This is a genomic window from Corynebacterium sp. HMSC065D07 (assembly GCF_001810695.1).
Lineage (GTDB): Bacteria > Actinomycetota > Actinomycetes > Mycobacteriales > Mycobacteriaceae > Corynebacterium > Corynebacterium hesseae.
Window position 1 is genome coordinate 18,008 of sequence record NZ_KV802440.1, and the last position, 19,400, is coordinate 37,407.

The 19,400-nt window shown below is 62.2% G+C and carries 21 protein-coding genes and 4 tRNA genes; 2 read left to right on the forward strand and 23 right to left on the reverse strand.

Features of this window, described 5'->3' with window-relative positions; genetic code table 11:
- Window positions 1–221 precede the first annotated feature (221 nt).
- From HMPREF2760_RS05090 to HMPREF2760_RS05125, 9 genes are all read right to left on the reverse strand, one after another.
- Complete coding sequence (locus tag HMPREF2760_RS05090; RefSeq protein WP_070596757.1) at window positions 222–1,178, reverse strand: cell envelope lipid trafficking protein PgfA; 957 nt, start codon at window positions 1,176–1,178, stop codon at window positions 222–224.
- Window positions 1,179–1,296: 118 nt separating this feature from the next.
- Window positions 1,297–1,641: a HigA family addiction module antitoxin gene (locus tag HMPREF2760_RS12525; RefSeq protein WP_318260993.1), complete on the reverse strand. Its 345-nt coding sequence runs from the start codon at window positions 1,639–1,641 to the stop codon at window positions 1,297–1,299.
- A complete protein-coding gene (locus HMPREF2760_RS05095) occupies window positions 1,619–1,969 on the reverse strand; it encodes a type II toxin-antitoxin system RelE/ParE family toxin (protein ID WP_246823624.1) in 351 nt (116 codons plus the stop codon). The genes HMPREF2760_RS12525 and HMPREF2760_RS05095 overlap by 23 nt, the downstream gene beginning before the upstream one ends.
- A 95-nt stretch (window positions 1,970–2,064) precedes the next feature.
- Window positions 2,065–2,451, reverse strand: a complete 387-nt coding sequence (gene rplL, locus HMPREF2760_RS05100) for a 50S ribosomal protein L7/L12 (protein ID WP_070520955.1) — start codon at window positions 2,449–2,451, stop codon at window positions 2,065–2,067.
- Window positions 2,452–2,537: 86 nt separating this feature from the next.
- On the reverse strand, window positions 2,538–3,059 hold the full coding sequence (gene rplJ / locus HMPREF2760_RS05105) for a 50S ribosomal protein L10 (RefSeq protein WP_070533886.1): 522 nt from the start codon (window positions 3,057–3,059) through the stop codon (window positions 2,538–2,540).
- Between the two features lie 325 nt (window positions 3,060–3,384).
- The gene (locus HMPREF2760_RS05110) at window positions 3,385–4,179 is read right to left on the reverse strand and encodes an ABC transporter ATP-binding protein (RefSeq protein WP_070596788.1); all 795 of its coding nucleotides are present in this window, start codon (window positions 4,177–4,179) and stop codon (window positions 3,385–3,387) included.
- Between the two features lie 5 nt (window positions 4,180–4,184).
- Window positions 4,185–5,237, reverse strand: a complete 1,053-nt coding sequence (locus tag HMPREF2760_RS05115; RefSeq protein WP_070533890.1) for a FecCD family ABC transporter permease — start codon at window positions 5,235–5,237, stop codon at window positions 4,185–4,187.
- Window positions 5,234–6,202 (reverse strand): FecCD family ABC transporter permease, encoded by a 969-nt coding sequence (locus HMPREF2760_RS05120; RefSeq protein ID WP_118781230.1) that lies wholly within the window; start codon window positions 6,200–6,202, stop codon window positions 5,234–5,236. The genes HMPREF2760_RS05115 and HMPREF2760_RS05120 overlap by 4 nt, the downstream gene beginning before the upstream one ends.
- A 66-nt stretch (window positions 6,203–6,268) precedes the next feature.
- Window positions 6,269–7,213, reverse strand: a complete 945-nt coding sequence (locus HMPREF2760_RS05125; RefSeq protein ID WP_070596789.1) for an ABC transporter substrate-binding protein — start codon at window positions 7,211–7,213, stop codon at window positions 6,269–6,271.
- Between the two features lie 124 nt (window positions 7,214–7,337).
- On the opposite strand from HMPREF2760_RS05125, the gene HMPREF2760_RS05130 reads away from it, so the two are divergent.
- The gene (locus HMPREF2760_RS05130) at window positions 7,338–8,132 is read left to right on the forward strand and encodes a siderophore-interacting protein (RefSeq protein ID WP_070596759.1); all 795 of its coding nucleotides are present in this window, start codon (window positions 7,338–7,340) and stop codon (window positions 8,130–8,132) included.
- 590 nt (window positions 8,133–8,722) lie between these two features.
- Here the strand turns inward: HMPREF2760_RS05130 and rplA are convergent.
- The 9 genes from rplA to HMPREF2760_RS05175 form a co-directional block, all read right to left on the reverse strand.
- Complete coding sequence (rplA, locus tag HMPREF2760_RS05135; protein ID WP_070520973.1) at window positions 8,723–9,427, reverse strand: 50S ribosomal protein L1; 705 nt, start codon at window positions 9,425–9,427, stop codon at window positions 8,723–8,725.
- Between the two features lie 97 nt (window positions 9,428–9,524).
- Window positions 9,525–9,968: a 50S ribosomal protein L11 gene (gene rplK, locus HMPREF2760_RS05140; RefSeq protein WP_070520976.1), complete on the reverse strand. Its 444-nt coding sequence runs from the start codon at window positions 9,966–9,968 to the stop codon at window positions 9,525–9,527.
- A gap of 165 nt (window positions 9,969–10,133) precedes the next feature.
- Window positions 10,134–11,039 carry a transcription termination/antitermination protein NusG gene (nusG, locus tag HMPREF2760_RS05145; RefSeq protein WP_070520979.1) on the reverse strand — a complete coding sequence of 302 codons (906 nt, stop codon included), beginning with the start codon at window positions 11,037–11,039 and terminating at the stop codon, window positions 10,134–10,136.
- Between the two features lie 139 nt (window positions 11,040–11,178).
- A complete protein-coding gene (gene secE / locus HMPREF2760_RS05150; protein ID WP_070520982.1) occupies window positions 11,179–11,505 on the reverse strand; it encodes a preprotein translocase subunit SecE in 327 nt (108 codons plus the stop codon).
- A gap of 24 nt (window positions 11,506–11,529) precedes the next feature.
- A tRNA-Trp gene (locus HMPREF2760_RS05155) sits at window positions 11,530–11,605 on the reverse strand.
- Window positions 11,606–11,732: 127 nt separating this feature from the next.
- Window positions 11,733–11,804: transfer RNA gene (locus HMPREF2760_RS05160), tRNA-Met, on the reverse strand.
- 34 nt (window positions 11,805–11,838) lie between these two features.
- Window positions 11,839–11,914 (reverse strand) — tRNA-Thr (locus tag HMPREF2760_RS05165).
- A gap of 343 nt (window positions 11,915–12,257) precedes the next feature.
- A tRNA-Tyr gene (locus HMPREF2760_RS05170) sits at window positions 12,258–12,339 on the reverse strand.
- Window positions 12,340–12,415: 76 nt separating this feature from the next.
- The gene (locus HMPREF2760_RS05175) at window positions 12,416–13,420 is read right to left on the reverse strand and encodes a polyprenyl synthetase family protein (protein WP_070533895.1); all 1,005 of its coding nucleotides are present in this window, start codon (window positions 13,418–13,420) and stop codon (window positions 12,416–12,418) included.
- A 93-nt stretch (window positions 13,421–13,513) separates the two neighbouring features.
- Between HMPREF2760_RS05175 and HMPREF2760_RS05180 the strand changes: the two genes are divergently transcribed.
- On the forward strand, window positions 13,514–14,752 hold the full coding sequence (locus tag HMPREF2760_RS05180; RefSeq protein ID WP_070596760.1) for a geranylgeranyl reductase family protein: 1,239 nt from the start codon (window positions 13,514–13,516) through the stop codon (window positions 14,750–14,752).
- 5 nt (window positions 14,753–14,757) lie between these two features.
- Here HMPREF2760_RS05180 and HMPREF2760_RS05185 read toward each other — a convergent pair whose 3' ends face one another.
- The 5 genes from HMPREF2760_RS05185 to HMPREF2760_RS05205 are packed head-to-tail and all read right to left on the reverse strand — an operon-like array spanning window position 14,758 to window position 19,397.
- Window positions 14,758–15,447, reverse strand: coding sequence for a demethylmenaquinone methyltransferase (locus HMPREF2760_RS05185; protein ID WP_070562613.1), 690 nt, complete (start codon window positions 15,445–15,447; stop codon window positions 14,758–14,760).
- An 11-nt stretch (window positions 15,448–15,458) separates the two neighbouring features.
- A complete protein-coding gene (locus HMPREF2760_RS05190) occupies window positions 15,459–16,658 on the reverse strand; it encodes a glycosyltransferase family 4 protein (RefSeq protein WP_070596790.1) in 1,200 nt (399 codons plus the stop codon).
- Window positions 16,659–16,666: 8 nt separating this feature from the next.
- Complete coding sequence (locus HMPREF2760_RS05195) at window positions 16,667–17,110, reverse strand: DUF3592 domain-containing protein (protein ID WP_070596761.1); 444 nt, start codon at window positions 17,108–17,110, stop codon at window positions 16,667–16,669.
- Entirely contained in the window at window positions 17,111–18,802 is a 1,692-nt protein-coding gene (gene menD / locus HMPREF2760_RS05200) for a 2-succinyl-5-enolpyruvyl-6-hydroxy-3-cyclohexene-1-carboxylic-acid synthase (protein ID WP_070596762.1), read from the reverse strand.
- Window positions 18,795–19,397 carry a hypothetical protein gene (locus tag HMPREF2760_RS05205; RefSeq protein WP_070447990.1) on the reverse strand — a complete coding sequence of 201 codons (603 nt, stop codon included), beginning with the start codon at window positions 19,395–19,397 and terminating at the stop codon, window positions 18,795–18,797. The genes menD and HMPREF2760_RS05205 overlap by 8 nt, the downstream gene beginning before the upstream one ends.
- Window positions 19,398–19,400: the final 3 nt, after the last annotated feature.

Consider the following 19,400-nt stretch of genomic DNA (forward strand, 5'->3'; position numbering starts at 1 on the left):
TTAGCATTCGGTCTGCTGTGGAACGACTGGGTTTAGAATGCACAAAATCACCTTGTCAAGTCGGTTTTGCCATCACCGCTCGAAAGGCTAAATGTGCACTAAAGATCCAGATTCCAGCGCAACGAAATAGCCTATAGCATAATGGCGGCCTTGTAAAGGCGAAACGTGCCGTCGGCGTGTCGCTTCGGAGATCCGCACGCGCGGGCCTCTAGCACGCGCGGCTAGCGGGAGTGGCGGTTGGTGGGACGGCGAAAAGCGCCCAGCGCCCCAAGCAGCACCAGAAGCGCGCCAACGCCAAGGCCACCCCAGCGCACCCACTGCCCCACAGCACTCCGCGGGAAGCGCTCAGCTTGCTGGAGCATCTCCGCGCGAGATTCCTCATCAGTTGCACCATTGAAGGCGAACTGCACCTCGCGCTCGTTGCCCTCGCGGTCTGCCCAGTAGTCCTTGATATCGACGTCCATGCCCACGACGAGTCCGGTGGCCTGGTCTACAAAAAGGTCCCGGGTTGCGGCGTGGAAGAGGTAGCCCTGCTCGGTAGAGTCGTCCTCATTACTCAGCGTGGTGGTCGTGCTACCGGCATAGAGGGTGGCCACGTTGGTGGGCTCCACTTCCTGGTGGTAGCGGTAGACCGTGCGGCCGTCGATATCGAGGGATTCCTCGAAGACGGCGTCGGCCGCCTTGCGCAGGACCGGGTCGAAGACTGGGTAGGTGGTCTGCTCAGCATCGGCGGGCAGCTTCAGCCAGTAGCCCTCGACGGGCACCTCCGCCGTGGGCGAGCCCATGGTATGGGAGAGCGCCGCCGGTCCCGTGGCCTCACCGCTAAGGCGATCGACGGGATAGTTCCACACGCGCGCAAAGCTCAAGTCCTCCACGTTGCCCGTGCCGCCGCGGATGGCGGACTCCCCCACTCGCAACGTTGCGGTGTCCTTATCCGCCGGATCCTGGATGTCCATGTTGAGCTGATAGGTCATCGGCCCCTCGTACTGCGTAACGCCCTCTGCGGACAGCGCCTGCGCGGCGGCGCTGTCATCCTGCATCGTCCACGTGGTGTTCTTGATATCCAGCGGCAGGCGCGGGCTAAAGCTCAAGAAGCTCGACGCCGCCAGGCCGGCAGCGATCAGCGCAACGCCGAGGCCGAGCAGGAGGACGGAGAAGATGCGGGACTTGGGCAGCATGGTGGCTTATCCTACCGATTCGTTTGTTCAAAACACATTTCCCCGGAGGGTGCGTTTCAGTTTTGTGCAGCTACGGTGCGGGTGCACCAACCCCGAGGTGAGCACGATTGAGCGAATCCTATGAACGAGAAGCAGATTCTTCTTTGTGATTCCACGGAACGATGGCGCTGGTGTCCGTAGTCTGGCGAGCTTTCCACAGATCGTATTCCTCTTGGAGTCCGAGCCAGAACTCCGCGGAATTCCCAAAGTAAGCCGACAAACGCAAAGCCATATCGGCACTGATACCGAGCGCCCCGCGGGTAATTTTGGAAACTTGGGAACGGGTAGTGCCAATGTCACTGGCCAGGCGATACTGGGTTATTCCGCAGGGTTTGAGGAATTCTAGGAGAAGGATCTCTCCGGGATGCGGAACGGGAACAACATCAACATGAGCGCGTGCTTCAGTGGTAGTCGATAAAGTCAACGTCAACAGCTCCTTCGGGTGTCCACTTGAATATGATGCGCCACTGCGAGTTGACGCGAATTGAGTAGTAGCCTTCAAGGTCACCCTTGAGCCGCTCCAACCGATTTGCTGGTGGAATCCGAAGGTCCGTGACATTTGCAGACCGCCCAATCATAAGTAACTTGCGGCGCACTACCGAGCGCAATTCCGATGGAATATATCGCGGCGGCACACCATCCTGATGGAACCGCTCGAGACTTCTACGCCGAAATTGCACACCCCAATAGTGTCTCTTTTTGACCCTAGTGTCAAGACCTGACACGCAATCCTTAGAATCCGGGGGACCCATCAAAACGGGAACAACCCCGCACCGCGTAAAAGCGGAACGGGGTTGTCGGCGCGCAGCGGGTGCGCTGCGCGGGAAAGCTGAGTAATTCAGGTGAATTACTTGAGCTCGACGGAAGCGCCAGCCTCTTCGAGCTTAGCCTTAGCAGCCTCAGCGTCGTCCTTGGAAGCACCCTCGAGGATAGCCTTCGGAGCGGACTCAACGAGCTCCTTAGCTTCCTTCAGGCCCAGGCCGGAGACGATCTCGCGGACAGCCTTAATAACGCCGATCTTCTTAGCGCCAGCGTCGGTCAGAACGACGTCGAACTCGGTCTTCTCTTCCTCAGCAGCACCGCCGGCAGCCGGGGCACCAGCAGCAACGGCAGCAACCGGAGCAGCGGCCTCAACGTCGAAGACCTCCTCGAATTCCTTAACGAACTCGGAGAGCTCGATGAGGGTCATTTCCTTGAAAGCTTCAATGAGCTCGTCCTTGGTGAGCTTAGCCATGATTGGCATCCTTTCTCATTGTGCCTGGCCGCGCTAGGCGGCCAGAAAAGTGTGTGTGTTTAAGTTGTGCGCCTTTAGTTGGCGTCTTAAGCTTCCGCAGCCTTCTTGTCCTGCAGGGCCGCAGCGGTGCGGACCATCTTGGTTGCAGGAGCGTTGAATACGGCGGCAGCCTTTGCCATAGAACCCTTCATGGCGCCAGCCAGCTTTGCGAGAGTGGTCTCGCGGTTGTCCAGCTTGGCGATGGCCTCAACCTGGTCGGCAGACAGAGCGTCGCCGTCCATGTAGCCACCCTTGATAACGAGTGCCTTGTTGTCATCAGCGAACTTGGTGATGACCTTCGCAGCATCCACTGCCTCGCCCTTGATGAACGCAATAGCGGTCGGGCCAGTCAGCTGCTCGTCAAGACCCTCGATGCCAGCTTCGTTGGCAGCGATCTTGAAAAGGGTGTTCTTGGCGACGGAGTACTCAACGTCAAAGCCGAGGTTGTTACGCAGCTCCTGGAGCTGACCCACGGTCAGGCCACGGTACTCGGTGAGCACGATGGAGTTAGCGCCTTCGAGCTTCTCCTTCAGCTTTGCCAGGTCTGCGGTGTTCTTCGGGTTTGCCATTTTCTACTACGCCTCCTTTCGAAACATCTCTTGTGTTTTCCGCCGGGACCTTTCCCACCTCGGTTGTCGTTAACGACAATCGAAATAACAAAAGCCCCGTGCAAGAGCACAGGGCGCGCGCGGAAATCCGCGGTAATTCGCAAAGTGTCTCCTGCGTGGGCCGCCCTCTAGAGCGAGGAACCTTCGATCCGGCATTCCGGATGACCGACGGTCTTTGGTGAACCTTGACTCGACCACTTCGGGGCCGTTCAAACTTCGCTAGGTACTCTACAGCCTGCACGGGCCAACTCCAAATCGCGGTCCTGGGGCTTTGCCTTAGTGCCCTTTAGTTCTTGAGCACACCGCGCGGAACGATGACGGGGGCATCGCTGCGAGGATCCTCCCAGATGTCCACATCGATGCCATAGGCCGCCGCCAGCACCTCTTTGGTCAACGCTTGCTGCGGCGTGCCCCGCGCGATGACCTCGCCGTTGTTCATGACCACCATGGTGTCTGAGAACTGCCCAGCCAGCATGAGGTCGTGCAGCACGACGACGACCGTCTTCCCAGCGCGCGCTTGCTTGCGGACGAGCTCCAAGACGCCCATCGCGTGGGCGGGATCGAGGAAGGTGGTGGGCTCGTCGAGAAGCAGCACCGGCGCGTCCTGAGCCAAAGCCAGCGCGAGCCACACCCGCTGACGCTGGCCGCCCGACAGCGCCGCGATATCGCGGTCGATGAAATCGGTGATGCCTGTCTCCACGCAGGCCTGCGCGATGATCTCGTGGTCCCGCGCTGACAGTCCCCTTCCCCACCCAAGGTGCGCGTACCGCCCGCGGGCAACGAGCTCGCCGACGCGCAGCCCATCCGGCGCCATCGGGTGCTGGGGCAGCAAGGCCACGTGGGCCGCCGCTTCCTTCGGGCTCATGGAATGCACATCCAACTCGCCAATGCGCACGCTGCCCTGCCGAGGGCGAAGAATCTTCGACAAGGTCTTCAGCAACGTCGATTTCCCGCAGCCGTTGGGGCCGATGAGCGTGGTGACCTCCCCTGGTTGAGCCGCGAGGTCAACCCCGGAGAGAATATCTTTCCCGCCTTGATAACCGGCATGGATGCCTTGGGCCTTCAGCTCGCAACTGTTCATGGTTTTCATCCTTTCCGCCTTGCGGCATTCCACACCACGATGACCAAGGCGGTGCCGCCGATCACTGAGGACACAGCACCCACCGGCGCGTCCATCGGGAGCGCCCCGGCCACCACGGCGCAGGCGCTTAAGAGGGCCGCACCAGCAGCGCACGACACCACCGGCGAAGGAGTAGGGGTTCGGGCGATCATGCGTCCGAGGTGTGGGGCCAGCAGCGCGATAAAGCCGATGGGCCCCGCCACGGATACGGTCACCGCGCATATTCCGGTGGCAGCAATGAGGAGCGCGGTGCGCGTCCGCGTGATGTCCACGCCCAAGGAGAGGGCCGAGAGATCATCATGGGCTAGAAGCGGCAGTTCCCGGGCACGCCACGAACCAAGCAACACGAAAGGCGCCAGTCCTACGAGAAGTGGAACAATGACGTCCATCCGCACAAAGCCCGTGGTTCCCGCCAGCCACAGCTGGGACTGTGCTGCACGGAGGAGCTCCGCAGCGCGCAAGAGATAGGCCACCATGGCTTGAAAGAGCAGTGATAGCGCGATGCCGACGATGACGATGCGGTTGCTCGTACCGAGCCCACCAAGCGCCACTAGCAAGATGGCCGCCAACACCGCCCCCAGCAGCGCGAGCCCCGCCCGCCACCAGAACACGGAGACACCCTCTGCGAGGAGCGGCCGGGACATCACCGTCCCGATAACCACCATCACCGAAGCCCCACCGGTCACGCCAAGGATGTCGGGGGAGGCCAGCGGATTGCGCGACATCGACTGCGTCCACGACCCCGCCAGTCCGAGCGCGGCGCCCACGATGAGGGTTGCTAGCGCTACGGGCATGCGCAGATCCCACACAACGCGGATTTCGCTTCGGCTCCCACCACCGTTGAGGATCTCCAGAACCCGCCCCGGACTCAGCCCCACGGGGCCTTGTCCGAGCATCAGGACGTAAGAAACTGCCGCGACCAGCACAAAGAAGCAGGTGGCTGACCATATCCATATCTGGCGCTTCCGCTGTTGGGAACGCAGGCGCTTGGCGACGTCCCCCTTCACCCCATCACTCATAGCTTCTGCTCCCCTCGGCGCACGGCCCAGATGAGGAAAGGTGCGCCCACGAAAGCTAGGACGATGGACATCTCCAACTCGGAGGGGCCAGCGATAAGCCGGCCTAAGATATCCGCAGCCAGCACGGAACAACCACCCAGCAGCGCCGCGGGGGCAATCATGGCGGCAACCGCCGGCCCTGTACACCGCCGGAGAAGGTGGGGGACGGCAAATCCCACGAAAGCGATGGGGCCTGCCGCGGCGGTAGCGCATCCGGCCAAGACAACGATGCTTAAGGCGGCGCCACGGCGCGCTAGTACCGGCGAGCTACCCAAGGCAACCGAAGATTCCTCACCCATGGCCAACAAGTCGAGCGGGCGCGCCACACTCGCGGCAATGATGAGCCCGACGAGCAGACCACCGGCTGCAATCGCGACCTCCCCGGGGCCGCGCCCAAAGGTGGAGCCGATGGTCCAGCGGCGCATGCTGTCGAGCACATCCGTGGAATACAAGCCGATCAGCATGGCGCCAGAACTTAAGGCAGCCGATACTCCTGCACCCACAAGAAGCAGCGTCAGGGAATCAGGAAACCGCCGGGAAACTCCCAGAACCACTACCGTGGCCAAACCGGCTCCCACCAGCGCGAGCGCCGTCCGCATCCCCAGCGAGGTGGCAAGCCCCAACGCCGTCCCGAGCGCTACAAGGAAGGAAGCACCCGCAGTGATACCAATGAAGCCGGGATCGGCCAAGGGGTTCTTGGTCCACGTCTGGGCGATGACACCGGAGACCGCAATGGCTGCACCCGCGAAGTACGCCAAGAAGGTGCGCGGCATACGCAAGTCCCACACGATATTTTCTATCTCCGGCTGGCTTTCATGGAGGAAGGCGGGAAGGAGTTCGGACAAGGCGATGGACCGCGATCCCACCACCAGCGAGCAGGCGAGGAGAAGCAGTGAAACCACAACCAGAGCGCTGGTGAGGAGCACGCGTCCCCTCCCCCGCGAATCTAGCTCGCCGCGGGTGGCCCCGGCGTTTCTCGGTAATGCGAGCACTTAGAGTTGCTCTTCAAATTTATCGACAGCCCAAGGAATGGTGAGCGGGTTCGGCATGCTCATGGCGTTGCCGGTATCCGTTTCTAGGTAGCGGACGCGGCCATCCTTGACCACGTCTAGGCCTTGGAACGTCGAATCCTTCTTCAGCTCGTCGACTGCACCGTTGTAATCCAAGACGAACAGGTAGTCCACGTCGTTGAGCTGGGAGTAGTTCTCTGGGGCGTAGTCCACGAAGAAGCTCGAGCCATCACCCTCCAGCTCCTGCGGAATCTCAAAGCCAAGGTCTTCGATGAATTGACCGCGGCCATCATCGGAAGTGTAGAGGCCCAGCTTTCCGTCATAGGGCATGACGATGGCCGCGCGTTTGCCGTTAAGCTCCGGGTGAGATTCCTTGAATTCATCGAAGGCGCCTTGCGCCTTGTCAATAAGCTTGTCACCCTCCTCTTCCTTCTCAACGGCAGAGGCGATGGTCTTAACCTGCTCTTCCCAGGGAACCTGCCAGTCTTCGAAGCCCTCCGGCTTCATGGTCAGCGGCGCGATCTCCTCGAGGGATTTCTGTGCTTCCTGGTCCACTGCCTGATTGACAGCAATGATCTGCGTGGGGTCCGAAGCCGTGACCTGCTCAAGAACATCGGCCGTGAACCCGGAAGCGGTGTTATAGATAACCTCAGGCTGGGCATCTCCCAGAAGTTCTTTCGCCCATGGGCCCACACCGGAGGGATCACCATCACCCTGCGCTCCCCAGGGCGCTACGGCAACGGGGGTGATTCCGAGCGCGAGGACAGTATCGGCGTCGCCAAGCCCCAGGCTGGCAACCCGCACCTCCTCAGCGCTGCCTGCACCCGCACTGTCCTCACCGCTTCCGCGCGAGCACCCTGTCAGAGCAATCGCTGCCGCCGAGACAATCGCGAGCACGGCTTTCGCACGCCGGTGGATAGCAACCATGGAATCAACCTTTCCTTCGATGGGAACGAGCACACAAGCCGTCACACCCCTAATCTATTTGAGGCAAGCCTAACCTCTGCTTTATGATGGATTCAAATTTCCCTTATACCTAGGAACAATTCCTTTGACGCATCACCGCTTATTACCCGTTACCCTCGCCGGGAATACCCGCCTCAAGCCGCGACTGCACCGCCTTACTTTTCACTCGCCCGCCTTCGGCTCCTACCCCCTCGCCGGGCCTGATGAGTATTTTGGGCTCCTCATGCCCCAGGACGGGCAGGAGTTTTCGTCCTTCCCAGTTGAGGATGCCAATGTGCGCGCCGCCGTCACTGGCTTGCCTGACGACGTTCGCCCGGCGTTGCGGTGGTACACAATTCGCAGGCTCAACCACGAAGCCTGCACCATCGATGTCGACGTGGTGACCCATGGCGATAATGGTCCGGGCTCGCGGTGGATCCGCAAGGCCCAGCCCGGGGATACCGCCGGAATCTATACGGGGCAAGCACGGTGGCAGGCACCCAAGAAATCACAGCTGTTGCTCGCGGACGCCTCCGCTCTCCCAGCACTGTGGCACATCCTGGAGCACTACGAAGCCTTCTCACCGCAAACCTTGAGCGGCGTCGACGTCGTTGCACTGATTGCAGACGACTTCGAAATTGAAGACGGCTTTGAAAAGACGTGGCGCGGCAAGGTTCGTTCGCTCACCATGGTTGCCGCCCCGCACGAGGAACACAGCGCACGTGCCGTTCAGCTTCTTAGTGCTCGTTTCTCCGCGGATACAGCTCCGGATTCAGTGTGGGTATCTGGCGAAGGGGACCTGGCCAAAGAAGTGCGCTCATTGGCGGTGCACGACTGGGGAGTGCCGCGCGAGGACGTCATCTGGTCCGTGTACTGGATGAACGGCAAGCCGCGGCCCTAAATCCTTCGCACGCATCTAATCCTTTTAACCGGTAGTGGGTCTCGGTGCGCTTCCACATGGTTCCCATCAGAAGGTTCCCGTCAAGAGGTTTCAGTCAGAAGGTTCACTTGCCCCCAAACGAACCTTCTTCGCTCCTCCAGATGGTTTGTTTGCCCCAAGAGAACCTTGTGACTAGAACCATCTACATCCAGCGCCCGCGTTTGCCCCAGGCCTGATGCATCTCCGCTCAAGCCCATGTCCCGAATCCAAGGCAGGGAGCACCTGGCTTGGGGCGCACACACCACAACGCGGGCCCCGGATAATTCCGGAACCCGCGTTGCAAGGGGTCTTGACTATCAGGCGGTTTCTCACGCCGCCCGCCCTGCAAGACTCAGGGTGTTCTCTCTATCTCTCATGCGCCTCTCTCAAACGCACAAGGATTATTATGCGATACATTCCTTGAAAGCCCATCGAACCTGCCTGTGTTTTACCTGTCAGTGATTTTTACCCCTCTGACCTGTACAAATAATTCGACACGCAAGGAAAAAGGCAATAAAAAATCCCGGCTCGTGAATGAGCCGGGACCTTTACGCCGTTAACACAGACATCAATTAGTCGGTGTAGTTCTTCTCCACGGAAGCGTCGACCGGGATGCCCGGGCCGGAGGTGGTGGAGATGGTGATCTTCTTGGCGTAGATGCCCTTAGCGGAGGACGGCTTCAGACGCAGGATCTCGTCGTACAGCGCACCGTAGTTCTCAGCCAGCTTCTCAGCGTCGAAGGAAGCCTTGCCGATGATGGCGTGCAGGTTGGAAGCCTTGTCAACGCGGAAGGAAATCTTACCGCCCTTGACGTCGGCCACAGCCTTGGTCACGTCAGCGGTCACGGTGCCGGTCTTCGGGTTCGGCATGAGACCACGCGGGCCCAGGACGCGGGCAACGCGGCCAACCTTGGCCATCTGATCCGGGGTGGCGATAGCAACGTCGAAGTCGATGTTGCCCTCGTTGATGGCAGCGATCAGCTCTTCGGTGCCCACGATGTCGGCGCCAGCAGCCTTAGCGGCCTCAGCCTTGTCGCCCTCGGCGAAGACGGCCACGCGGACGTCCTTACCGGTGCCGTGCGGCAGGGAAACGGTACCGCGAACCAGCTGATCAGCCTTGCGCGGGTCAACGCCGAGGCGGAAGACAACGTCGACAGTAGCGTCAAAGTTCTTGGAGGAGGTCTCCTTGGCCAGCTTGGCGGCCTCGATCGGACGGTACTGGCGGGAGCGGTCTACCAGCTCAGCGGCAGCCTTGTATGCCTTGGACTTGGTGCTCATAAGTGCAATTCCTTTTCTTGGATTGATGTGGTGATAGCGGGCCGAAGCTGGCCCTGCCACGCGCGATACAGAACGTATCGCGCATTAAATTGAATTATTACTTAGCCGGGATGCCGTCAACGGTGATGCCCATGGAGCGAGCGGTACCAGCGATGATGCGGGCGCCGTTCTCGATGTCACGAGCGTTGAGGTCCTCGAACTTGGTCTGTGCAATCTCCTTGCACTGATCCCAGGTCACGGAACCAACCTTATCGGTGTGCGGAACGCCGGAGCCCTTCTTGATGCCAGCGGCCTTGAGCAGGAGCTTCGCTGCCGGCGGGGTCTTCAGCTTGAAGTCGAAGGAGCGGTCCTCGTAGACGGTGATTTCCACCGGCACGACGTTGCCGCGCTGGGACTCGGTCGCAGCGTTATAAGCCTTGCAGAACTCCATGATGTTGACGCCGTGGGCACCGAGTGCCGGGCCGACCGGCGGAGCCGGGTTAGCGGCGCCTGCCTCGATCTGGAGCTTGATCAGGCCAGTGACCTTCTTCTTGGGAGCCATCGAATTACCTCTTTCCTGTGGTACCGGAGTGCCGCCACGATGAATAACGGCGCCCCGTCCGGATGCTCACGCGTTGTGGGCCACCGGAGGATGAACGTTTGAACATGCGCAAAAGCGCACGGCGTTCAAGTTTAGAACACCGTGCGCCCAGCTCAAAATCGCTTTTTAGGAGATGCGCTCGATCTCCGTCGGGGACAGCTCCACTGGGGTCTCGCGGCCGAAGATAGACACCAGGCCCTGCATCTTGCCGGTCTCCGGATCGATTTCGGAGATGGTGGCGGACACGGAAGCCAGCGGGCCGGACAGGATGGTAACGGCCTCGCCCACCTCGAAGTCGTGAGCATAAGCCTTCGCGGCCTCCTTCTCCGGCATGGCAACAACCTGCTCGCCCTCGGAGTCTGCGGCGGAAGCCTCCGGGGAGACCGTCGTGTCATTCGGCATGAGGAACTTGGCCACGTCGCGGATCTTCACCGGGGTGGCGTTGCCCTCGTTGCCCACGAAGGAGGTCACACCGGGGGTATCGCGGACGACGGACCAGGCGGCGTCGTTAAGCTCCATGCGCACCAGCACGTAGCCCGGAAGCAGCTTGCGCTTAACAACCTTCTTCTTGCCGTCCTTCTTCTCCAGAACCTGCTCGACCGGCACGACGACCTCAAAGATGGAATCCTCCACCTCGAGGGTCTGGGCGCGCATGTCCAGGTTGGTCTTCACCTTGTTCTCGTAGCCGGAGTAGCACTGGATGATGTACCACTTGCCCGGCTGCTTCTTCAGTTCGCGGGTGAATGCGCGCAGGCGGGTCTTGTACTCAGCGTCGGCGGCAGCGGCATCTGCTTCAGCGCTTGGCGACGTCTCCCCCGCTCCCTCAGCCTCAGCCTCGTCCGAGCCGCCGCCGAGGGCGGCCTCCGCGGCCTTGGTAGCAGCTTCCTTCTCGGCGGCTTCCTTCTCCTCGGCAGAAAGCTCCTCCTGCGGCTGCTGGGTTTCCTCAGTAGCCTCGACCGCTTCCGCGGCCTGTTCCTGGACGTTATCAATCATGGCCTGCTCGAGGGAGGTGCCAGTGTTTTCTTCGCTCATTGTCTGCTACTCCAAAATTGTGTTCATTCTTCTAGTCCCCAACCAGGTTACCCGGCGGGACTAGGGCAAAAAGTATCCCGCCGTTTCCCCTAGTCGAGCTAGCGGGAAGGCGGCGGGATGAAAGTATGAAATTAGTTTACTAAGGCGCGAGGATTGCTTCAACTCCGAGGCCGGTCAGCGTGTCCACGCCCCACACCAAGGCGGTGAGGACGATGAGGAAGGCGAAGGTCACGAGGACGTACTGCAGCATTTCCTTGCCGGTAGGCCAGACGACCTTCTTCATCTCAGAGACGACCTCGCCCGGGAAGGACCCGACGGATCCGCCGAAGGAATCTTCCTTCTTATCCTCGACGCGCACGACGCGCTTGTCGGTGTAGGAATCGGTAGAGGTGGTCGCTGCGCCAGAGAGCTGACGCTTGCCGGTTGGGCGCGGAGCCCCGGTGCTCGGCTGCTTTTCATCGCTCACGGCGATTCCCTCCTTGAAGTGATGTGGCAGGGGCGACAGGACTCGAACCTGCAACCTACGGTTTTGGAGACCGTTGCGCTACCAATTGCGCCACGCCCCTTTGCGTGCCCTTTTGGGACAACGCACAACCCTACCAGAACGGTGATTCCCCATGGAAACCACGTGCCGTATAAGGCTGGGAGTCGGTAATGAAAAAGCGCCCGTGTGCGGGCGCTTTTCTTTCCCGGTAGCGATGGCGAGAATTGAACTCGCGACACAGCGATTATGAGTCGCTTGCTCTACCACTGAGCTACACCGCCATATTCACCTTCTGGGACCTTCCAGAAACATGAATGGAGCCCCCTGACAGAATCGAACTGTCGACCTTTTCCTTACCATGGAAACGCTCTGCCGACTGAGCTAAGGGGGCACAGCCTCTTTGAGTAACGGACTTTCATCCGCTGTGCTCTCGTTGAAGCCTTGAAAAGATTAACCCGAAACGCTTAAACAACACAAATCGCCAGTATGGGACATGTTTTTAGGGCCTTTAAGCGCCCCAAGAACACACCAGAACAAACACCGTGCCGAGTAGACGACAACTAAGCCGGGCACACGACCGTTCAATCGACGGAGCGACATTTCGATCAAATAGCGTCCCAATTCCCCGGGGCTCGGGCCCCTTATTTGATCGAAATGACCCTTAACCCCCTAGCCCTATGCCGGGGATCGAAAAATCCCGCAGACACATCTTTGCGTCTGCGGGATTCATTCTGTGCCAGGTAGAAGATTCGAACTTCTGAAGGCAATGCCGGCGGATTTACAGTCCGCTCCCTTTGGCCGCTCGGGCAACCTGGCATGCACTCTTGAGTGCGGTTATGTACTTTACTACGAAGTCCCGCCCGACATGCAAATCGCCTGGCAGGAGCACCTATTAGCCCACGCGCTGGACCGTGTAGTCCGCCAACTGGCGCAGGGCTTCGCTGGCAGTGCATTCGGGCAGCAGGGAAAGCTGGTCCTCGACCACGCGCAGGTACGCGTTGACGTCGGCAAGCGCCTTGTCCCGGCCGCCTGACTTCCACAGCAGGTCGATGGCGCGCTTCACGGAGGCGTCGTCAGTCAGCGGGCCCGTCAGGAGGGCACGGAGCTCGTCGCCGACCTCACCCTCCTCTTCCAGGGCATAGAGCACTGGCAGGGTGAACACGCCCTCGCGCAGGTCCGTGCCCGGGGTCTTCCCCGACTCTTCAGGATCGGAGAAGATGTCGATGATGTCGTCGACGATCTGGAAAATCATGCCCACGGCCGCACCGATCTGGCGCAGTGCCTCGCACTGCTCCGGGCCCGCGCCAGCATGGTAGGCACCCAGGTAGCCGGCGGAGGCGATGAGCACCGCGGTCTTTTCCCGGATGACCGCCGTGTAATGCTCCACAGCATTAGCTTCGCCGGCACCAATGGTTTCGCGCATCTGGCCGGTGACGAGCTCCTCAAAGGTCTCCGCGAAGTGCTCCACCGTGTGGGTATCCAGCTGACTCATCAGCCGCGAAGCGTGCGCCAAGAGGGCATCGCCCGCCAAAATCGCCACCGAGTTAGTCCAGCGGAAATTCGCAGAATCCACGCCGCGGCGGCGCTCCGCTTCATCCATGACGTCATCGTGATAGAGCGTGGCCACATGGACCATTTCCACAACGGTGGCTGCCTTAATCACCTCAGGCGATTGCGAGCGTTCACCAAACTCGGAAGCCAGCAGCGCCATCATCGGGCGGAAACGCTTGCCTCCAGCCAGGGAGAGGTGGCGTACCTTGTCTTTGATGAAGTCCTGCCCGCGGTCGAGCTCCGTATTCAGCAGGTCCTCTACAGCAGCCATCCCGGCGTTGATACGCTCGGTGAGCTGCGCATCCCCCAAGTCCACGTGCTTGGCGTGAGTTTGGCCGTGTGACATTAAACGTGTTCCTTTAAGCTCAAAAATCCTAGTGTTTACCTACCGTAGCCCATGGCACGGCCCTCAACACACTTGTGGCCACTATCCCGTGCAATGATAGTCCCCATGTCGGAGCAGATCGATTCCACCCTTGTTGACGTCGCCATCGTCGGTGCCGGGCCCGCCGGTGCTGCCGCCGCTATCCATGCCGCGCGCGCTGGCCGTGACACGCTGCTTGTCGACGCCTCCCCCTTCCCCCGCGACAAGACCTGCGGCGATGGGCTGACTCCTCGCGCCATGCACCAGTTGGAGCTCCTCGGCATCGAGGTCAACGCCTCCTACCGCAACCGCGGGCTCAAGCTGCACGGCTTTGGCGGCACCGTGACCGCCCCGTGGCCGTCGACATACCCCTCGCAGGTGGGAACGGCTCTGCCGCGCTATGAATTCGATGCGCTGCTCGTTGAGGCCGCGCAAGAAGCCGGCGCGCAGCTTCTCACCGGCTCAGCAACGGCCCCGCAGCTCGAGGGCAACCGGCTGGTGGAGTTCTCCGTGGGCAAGCGCCGCGTGCGCGCGCGGTGGGTCATCGTGGCCGATGGCGTGCGCTCGACCTTTGGCAAGCAGCTGGGCCGCACCTGGCACCGCGAGGAGGTCTATGGCATCGCCGCGCGCGCCTATGCCGATTCCCCGCAGGACGGCGAGGAGTGGATGCACTCCCACGTGGAGCTCAAGGACCCCGAGGGGGTCGTACAACCCGGATATGGCTGGATCTTCCCGCTGGGACAGGGGGTCAACATCGGTTTGGGTGCGCTGTCCACCGCCGCCCGCCCGGCTCGTCTCAACACCAAGAAGGCGCTTGATTTCTACGCTGAGCAGCAGCGTTCGGAGTGGGGCTTGGGCGAGCTGCGCAACGTCACCTCGGCGATGCTGCCCATGGGTGGCGCGGTGTCCGGGGTGGCCGGCGCGAACTGGATGCTGATTGGTGACGCCGCCGCCTGCGTCAATCCGCTCAACGGCGAGGGCATCGACTATGGCCTGGAAACGGCGGCACTCGCCGTGGAGATGCTCGGCACCAAGGACCTGACCTTAGCGTGGCCGGAACGCCTGCGCGCCGAGTATGGCGAGGCCTTCCTGCTCGCCCGCACGGCCGCGCGCCTGCTGACCTATCCGCAGTTCCTGCCGCTGGCCGGACCTGTGGCCATGCGCGGCCCCATCGGCCGCATGCTCATGCCGGCCGCCGCACGCCTCATGGGCAACCTCATCACCGACGAGGACAAGGACCTGCTTGCCCGCGCCTGGCGGCTGGCGGGCGGGGCGGTCTCCACGCTGCGCCGCGATACTCCCCTTTGGGCCTAAGGCCTTTAGGCCGGCTTCACCGCGGAGTGCAACGCCACGATGCCACACGTGAGGTTGCGCCAGCCTGCTTGCTCCCAGCCATTGCGGTTGATGGCGGCGGCTAGCTCGTGCTGTTCCGGCCACGCGCGGATGGATTCTGCGAGGTAGATATAGGCCTCCGGGTTGGAGGAGACCACCTTGGCAATCGGCGGCAGCAGGCGGGTTAAGTACTCCTTGTAGACGGTGCCGAAGACCGGGATGACTGGCTTGGAAAACTCCGCTACCGCCAGGCGCCCGCCGGGTTTGGTCACGCGCGCCATCTCCCGCAGGCCCAGCTCGAAGTCGTGGATATTGCGCAGACCATAGGAGATGGTCACCGCATCGAAGGTGTTATCCGCAAAAGGCAGGCGCATTCCATCGCCGGCCACCTTGGACACATCGCGCTCCGCGCCAGCCGCGAGCATGCCGAGTGAAAAATCACAGGCCACGCACCACGCGCCGGACTTGGACAGCTCCTCCGTGGAAACAGCCGTTCCGGCAGCCAGGTCGAGGACCTTCTCCCCCGGCTTCAGGTTGAGCCGCTCGCGCGTCAGACGGCGCCAGCGTGCGTCCTGACCAAAGGACAGCACCGTGTTGGTGATGTCGTACTTCTTGCCCACCGCGTCAAACATGCGCGCAACATCGAAGGGCTTTTTATCCAGATCTGCCTTAGACACAAGCGCCTAGTCTAGGCCACGCGCGCCCCCAGGGCGCGAGCGGCCCAGCGCGGCAGCTCCGGGCGCTGGCCCAAAATGGTCAGCGGCACCTCGCGGACATTCTCCAAAACTTCCTCGTAATAGCCCAGCAGCTGCTCGCATAGCGCCGGCCACGTCTTGGAAGCAATCGACTGCCTAGCGTTCTCCCGCAGCTCTTCGTGGATCTCCGGGTTGAGCAGCGCGTCGACGGCATTGGGGAGGTCCTCGACGAACGTGGAAACGTCGAGAAGCAGCCCGTTATAGCCCTCCTCAATGAGGTCCACCGGGCCGCCCGCGCGGGGGCCGATGGTGGGCACGCCCGAGGCCTGCGCTTCCTGGATGGCCTGGCAGAAGGTCTCGAACTCACCGGCGTGGACGAAGATGTCCAGGGATGCATAGGCTGCGGCGAGTTCTTCGCCGCCCAGCGCGCCTGTGAATACCGCGTCCGGCAGTTGGGCCTCCAGCAGCGGGCGCTCTGGGCCATCACCAACGATGACGAGTTGGATGTCCTCGCGTCCGTTAAGCGCGGACAGGCGGTGCACGCCCTTCTCTGCGGCCAGGCGGCCGACGAAGCCGACGATTTTCTTCTTCCCCGTGGGATCCCAGCTCCGGCGCAACGCCGCCGAGCGCTTCGAGGGGTGGAAGCGCTCTGAGTCCACACCGCGGCCCCAGTGGCGCACGTTCTTGATGTGGTGCTTCTCCAAGTCACTGATGGTGAGCGAGGACGGCGCGAGAGTCATCTGGCAGGCGTTATGGATGGTGCGCAGCCACTCCCACACCCCATAGGCCAGTGCGGAAGCGTGGTACTTGGTGGCGAAACCGGCCACGTCGGTCTGGTATAGCGCCACCGCCGGAATGCGCAGCTGACGTGCAGAAAATGCTCCCGCCGCTCCCAGGACGAAGGGGCTGGCCAGGTGGATGATGTCCGGTTTGAACTCGCGCAGCGCCTCGTCCACGGCGGACGTAGGAACGCCAACCGGGAGCGAATCCACCAGCGGCACACGCACGGTGGGCACGCGCACGATGGTGAACCCGAGGTAATCGGGGATCTCCTCCTGCCCGTCCCGGGCGCCGGGGGCGATGACGATGGCCTCGTGGCCGTGCTCGTGGAGGTGTTCGAGGACACGCAGCACGGAGTTGGTCACTCCGTTGACATTAGGCAAGAAGGATTCCGCGACGATGGCTACACGCATGCGCCCCATCATTCCTTTTCTGAGTGCTCGGTTGGTAACGCACGTACTAAATTCCGGTTAATTTTCCCGCTCCCCCACCAGCACGCGCCGGCAATCAGAGTAGCCACGGCCGCGGAGGACAGCGCCGGAATGATCGATAGCGTCCATTCCCGGCCCTCTACCTTGACCAGGTCCGGGTTGCTCTTGGCGTAGAGCACCCACACCTGCTGGCCTTCTCCCAGCCCAGTGGGATAGAGCAGGCCGGTGGGCGGGGTGTGGTAGATCCCTTCGGAGTCCTGGAAGTCCACGAAAGTACGCAAGGTGCCGACATCCGTCACCGTGGCCAGGGCGCGCCCGGGGTTGGCGCCGATGGTGCGGTCATTGAAGAAAGGGCCGATCACCATACCCGCCATGCCCACTAGTGCTGCGGCATACAACACCAGGATCAGCTGGCGCACCCGGCGCCGCGGCATTTACTGACCCACCTTGGCGTTCAGAGCCTCCTGCAGCGCGCGGCGCGAGGACCGGGTGGTGTGTGCCTCCACGACGGTGATCCCGGTGGAGTATTCCTTGAGCTCTGCGAGAACATCGAGCAGCTCCTGCGCCGAGCTCACCTCGCGGTGCTCAGCGCCGCAGGCTTCCGCCAGCTTGGCGACGCCCACCCCATGCGGCGTCCCAAAGGCCCTCTCGAAGGAGGGGCGCAGGGGCTCGCGGCCTTGTTCAAGCACCTCGAAGATGCCGCCGCCGTCGTCGTTTGAGACGACGATGGTGAGGTTCTCCGGGCGCGGGTTGTCCTCGGGGAGGATGAGCGAGGTGGCGTCGTGCAGGAAGGTGACATCCCCCATGAGCGCCACGGTGCGTGGGGCGCGGGGTGCGTCGGCCTCGCGGGACTGGGTGGCCAGCGCGATACCGATGGCCTGCGCGACGGTGCCGTCGATGCCGGCGGCCCCGCGCGGCGAGTAGGTTTCCACGCCGTCGAAAGGCAGACCGATGAAGGAGGCATCCCGCACCGCGTTAGAGGCTCCGAGCACGAGGGTGTCGCCGACGGCGAGGGTGTCCCCCACCGCGGCGGCGACGTGGAGTCCGGTAAAGCCGATCTCGGGCTTGGTGGCGTCCTCGCCTGTGGCCTCCGCGAGGACCTCGCGTACACCCTCGGCCGCCATCTGTGCGGCGCCTTCGCAGATCTTCATCCATTCGCGCGTGGGCTCGCCGCTGGTCTTGACGGTGGTGCCCAACTGCGCAGCCGCACCGCGCGGGTTGGTGAAATCCTCCGTGCGGGACAGGCAGATGAGGTCGATATCGGGATCACTGAGCAACGCCAGGACGCCGCGGTGCAGGGTGGGATGGCCCACGACGATAACCTGTTCCACCTTGGTGTTGACCACGTAATCATTGGCGGAGACTTGGGCGCGGCGGAAGAGGTGCGCCGCGGCCGGGTGCACCGGGTGATAGGGCGCGGGTGCAGTGGGCTCGGCAATGGTGGGGACGTCCTCCAGCCCCTCGACCTCCCAGGCCTCATCGCCCGCGATGACGAGCGTGTTGCGGCTGAGATCGACGGCCACCTCGCCGTGATTGGACCAGCGCGGGGTGTGCGCGCGGTGCTGCGTGTAATCCGTCGGGGTGCTGGGCAGCTCTTCGCCTACCAGCGGGGCATCGAGAGCCACGTTGATGTGCACCTGGCGGTCATTCAAAAAGCGCTCCGCGATAAGCGGGAAATCACTCGTGCTCTCCACCTGGGTGGTCTCCGCATACACGCCGAAGATGCCGGGCTGCTCGATGGTCTGGGAGGCCCCCGTGCCCACCAAGCGGGCCGGCCGGTCCGCGCTGATGACGGCCAGCGGGGTATGCGAGTAATGCGCCTCCACCATCGCGGGCAGGGCATTAGCCACCGCGGTGCCGGAGGTCATCACGATGCCGACGTGCCGGCGTTGGACGCGTGCCAAACCTAAAGCAGCGAAGGCGGCGGAGCGCTCATCCAGGCGGGTATGCACGCGAATATCGCTGCGCGCGAGAAGCGCCAAAGACAGCGGTGCGTTGCGCGAACCCGGGCAGATAACCACGTCGGTGAGGTGCCGCGAAAGCTGGGCCGCCAGTGCTTCGGCCAGCTGCATCGACTCCGGCTGCGCGGAGGCAGTGGGCTCGGTGTGAGATTCAGTATTAGGCATTGCCTGCACCACCCGTATCGAGCTCTTCCATGCCCGAATCGAATTGCTCGAAGAGGTCATTGATCAACCCTTCCAATTCGGCTCCACCCTGGTCCACACGGTCCTGGACGTCCGGCGGCAGCTCCGTCGGCAGCTCCGTCGGAATATCGGTGGGGAGGTTATCCCGCGGCGAGCTCTTGGTGGTGGTCACCGTGGTGGGAACCTCGGTGGTCACGGTCTCGGTAACCGGCTCCGGGGCGGGTTTGTCAGCATCCGCTGCCGCACCGCGCCACAGGAAGAACAGCACGCCGGCGAAAACGACGGCGATAGCAGCGATGGCCGCGAAGACATAGGACAGGGCTCCCCCGCCCTTCTTCGGCTGCTCCACCTGGTAGCTGGACGGGACCGGGTCATATTGCGGCTGCTGATAGTTCTGGTCATAGCCCTGCTGATAGGGCTGACCATAGGCCTGCGTGTTTTGGGATCCGGGCTCCGGGAAGTGTTGTTGGGGACGCTGTGGCGGCTGCTGTTGGGGCGCGCCGAACTGGCGGGTTTCGTTCTCACCGGTGACGCGGCCGAACTGCCGCGTCTCGTTGTCGCCGTTGTTGTTGGTCATGGG

Excerpts from the sequence above, each read along its gene's own strand:
- HMPREF2760_RS05175 (WP_070533895.1), bottom strand. The coding sequence starts at position 13,420 with ATGTCACACGGCCAAACTCACGCCAAGCACGTGGACTTGGGGGATGCG.
- HMPREF2760_RS05115 (WP_070533890.1), bottom strand. The coding sequence starts at position 5,237 with ATGAGTGATGGGGTGAAGGGGGACGTCGCCAAGCGCCTGCGTTCCCAA.
- HMPREF2760_RS05205 (WP_070447990.1), bottom strand. The coding sequence starts at position 19,397 with ATGACCAACAACAACGGCGACAACGAGACGCGGCAGTTCGGCCGCGTC.
- rplA (WP_070520973.1), bottom strand. The coding sequence starts at position 9,427 with ATGAGCACCAAGTCCAAGGCATACAAGGCTGCCGCTGAGCTGGTAGAC.
- HMPREF2760_RS05110 (WP_070596788.1), bottom strand. The coding sequence starts at position 4,179 with ATGAACAGTTGCGAGCTGAAGGCCCAAGGCATCCATGCCGGTTATCAA.
- menD (WP_070596762.1), bottom strand. The coding sequence starts at position 18,802 with ATGCCTAATACTGAATCTCACACCGAGCCCACTGCCTCCGCGCAGCCG.
- HMPREF2760_RS05125 (WP_070596789.1), bottom strand. The coding sequence starts at position 7,213 with ATGGTTGCTATCCACCGGCGTGCGAAAGCCGTGCTCGCGATTGTCTCG.
- rplJ (WP_070533886.1), bottom strand. The coding sequence starts at position 3,059 with ATGGCAAACCCGAAGAACACCGCAGACCTGGCAAAGCTGAAGGAGAAG.
- rplK (WP_070520976.1), bottom strand. The coding sequence starts at position 9,968 with ATGGCTCCCAAGAAGAAGGTCACTGGCCTGATCAAGCTCCAGATCGAG.
- nusG (WP_070520979.1), bottom strand. The coding sequence starts at position 11,039 with ATGAGCGAAGAAAACACTGGCACCTCCCTCGAGCAGGCCATGATTGAT.
- HMPREF2760_RS05180 (WP_070596760.1), top strand. The coding sequence starts at position 13,514 with ATGATAGTCCCCATGTCGGAGCAGATCGATTCCACCCTTGTTGACGTC.
- rplL (WP_070520955.1), bottom strand. The coding sequence starts at position 2,451 with ATGGCTAAGCTCACCAAGGACGAGCTCATTGAAGCTTTCAAGGAAATG.
- HMPREF2760_RS05090 (WP_070596757.1), bottom strand. The coding sequence starts at position 1,178 with ATGCTGCCCAAGTCCCGCATCTTCTCCGTCCTCCTGCTCGGCCTCGGC.
- HMPREF2760_RS05190 (WP_070596790.1), bottom strand. The coding sequence starts at position 16,658 with ATGCGTGTAGCCATCGTCGCGGAATCCTTCTTGCCTAATGTCAACGGA.
- HMPREF2760_RS05095 (WP_246823624.1), bottom strand. The coding sequence starts at position 1,969 with ATGGGTCCCCCGGATTCTAAGGATTGCGTGTCAGGTCTTGACACTAGG.
- HMPREF2760_RS05195 (WP_070596761.1), bottom strand. The coding sequence starts at position 17,110 with ATGCCGCGGCGCCGGGTGCGCCAGCTGATCCTGGTGTTGTATGCCGCA.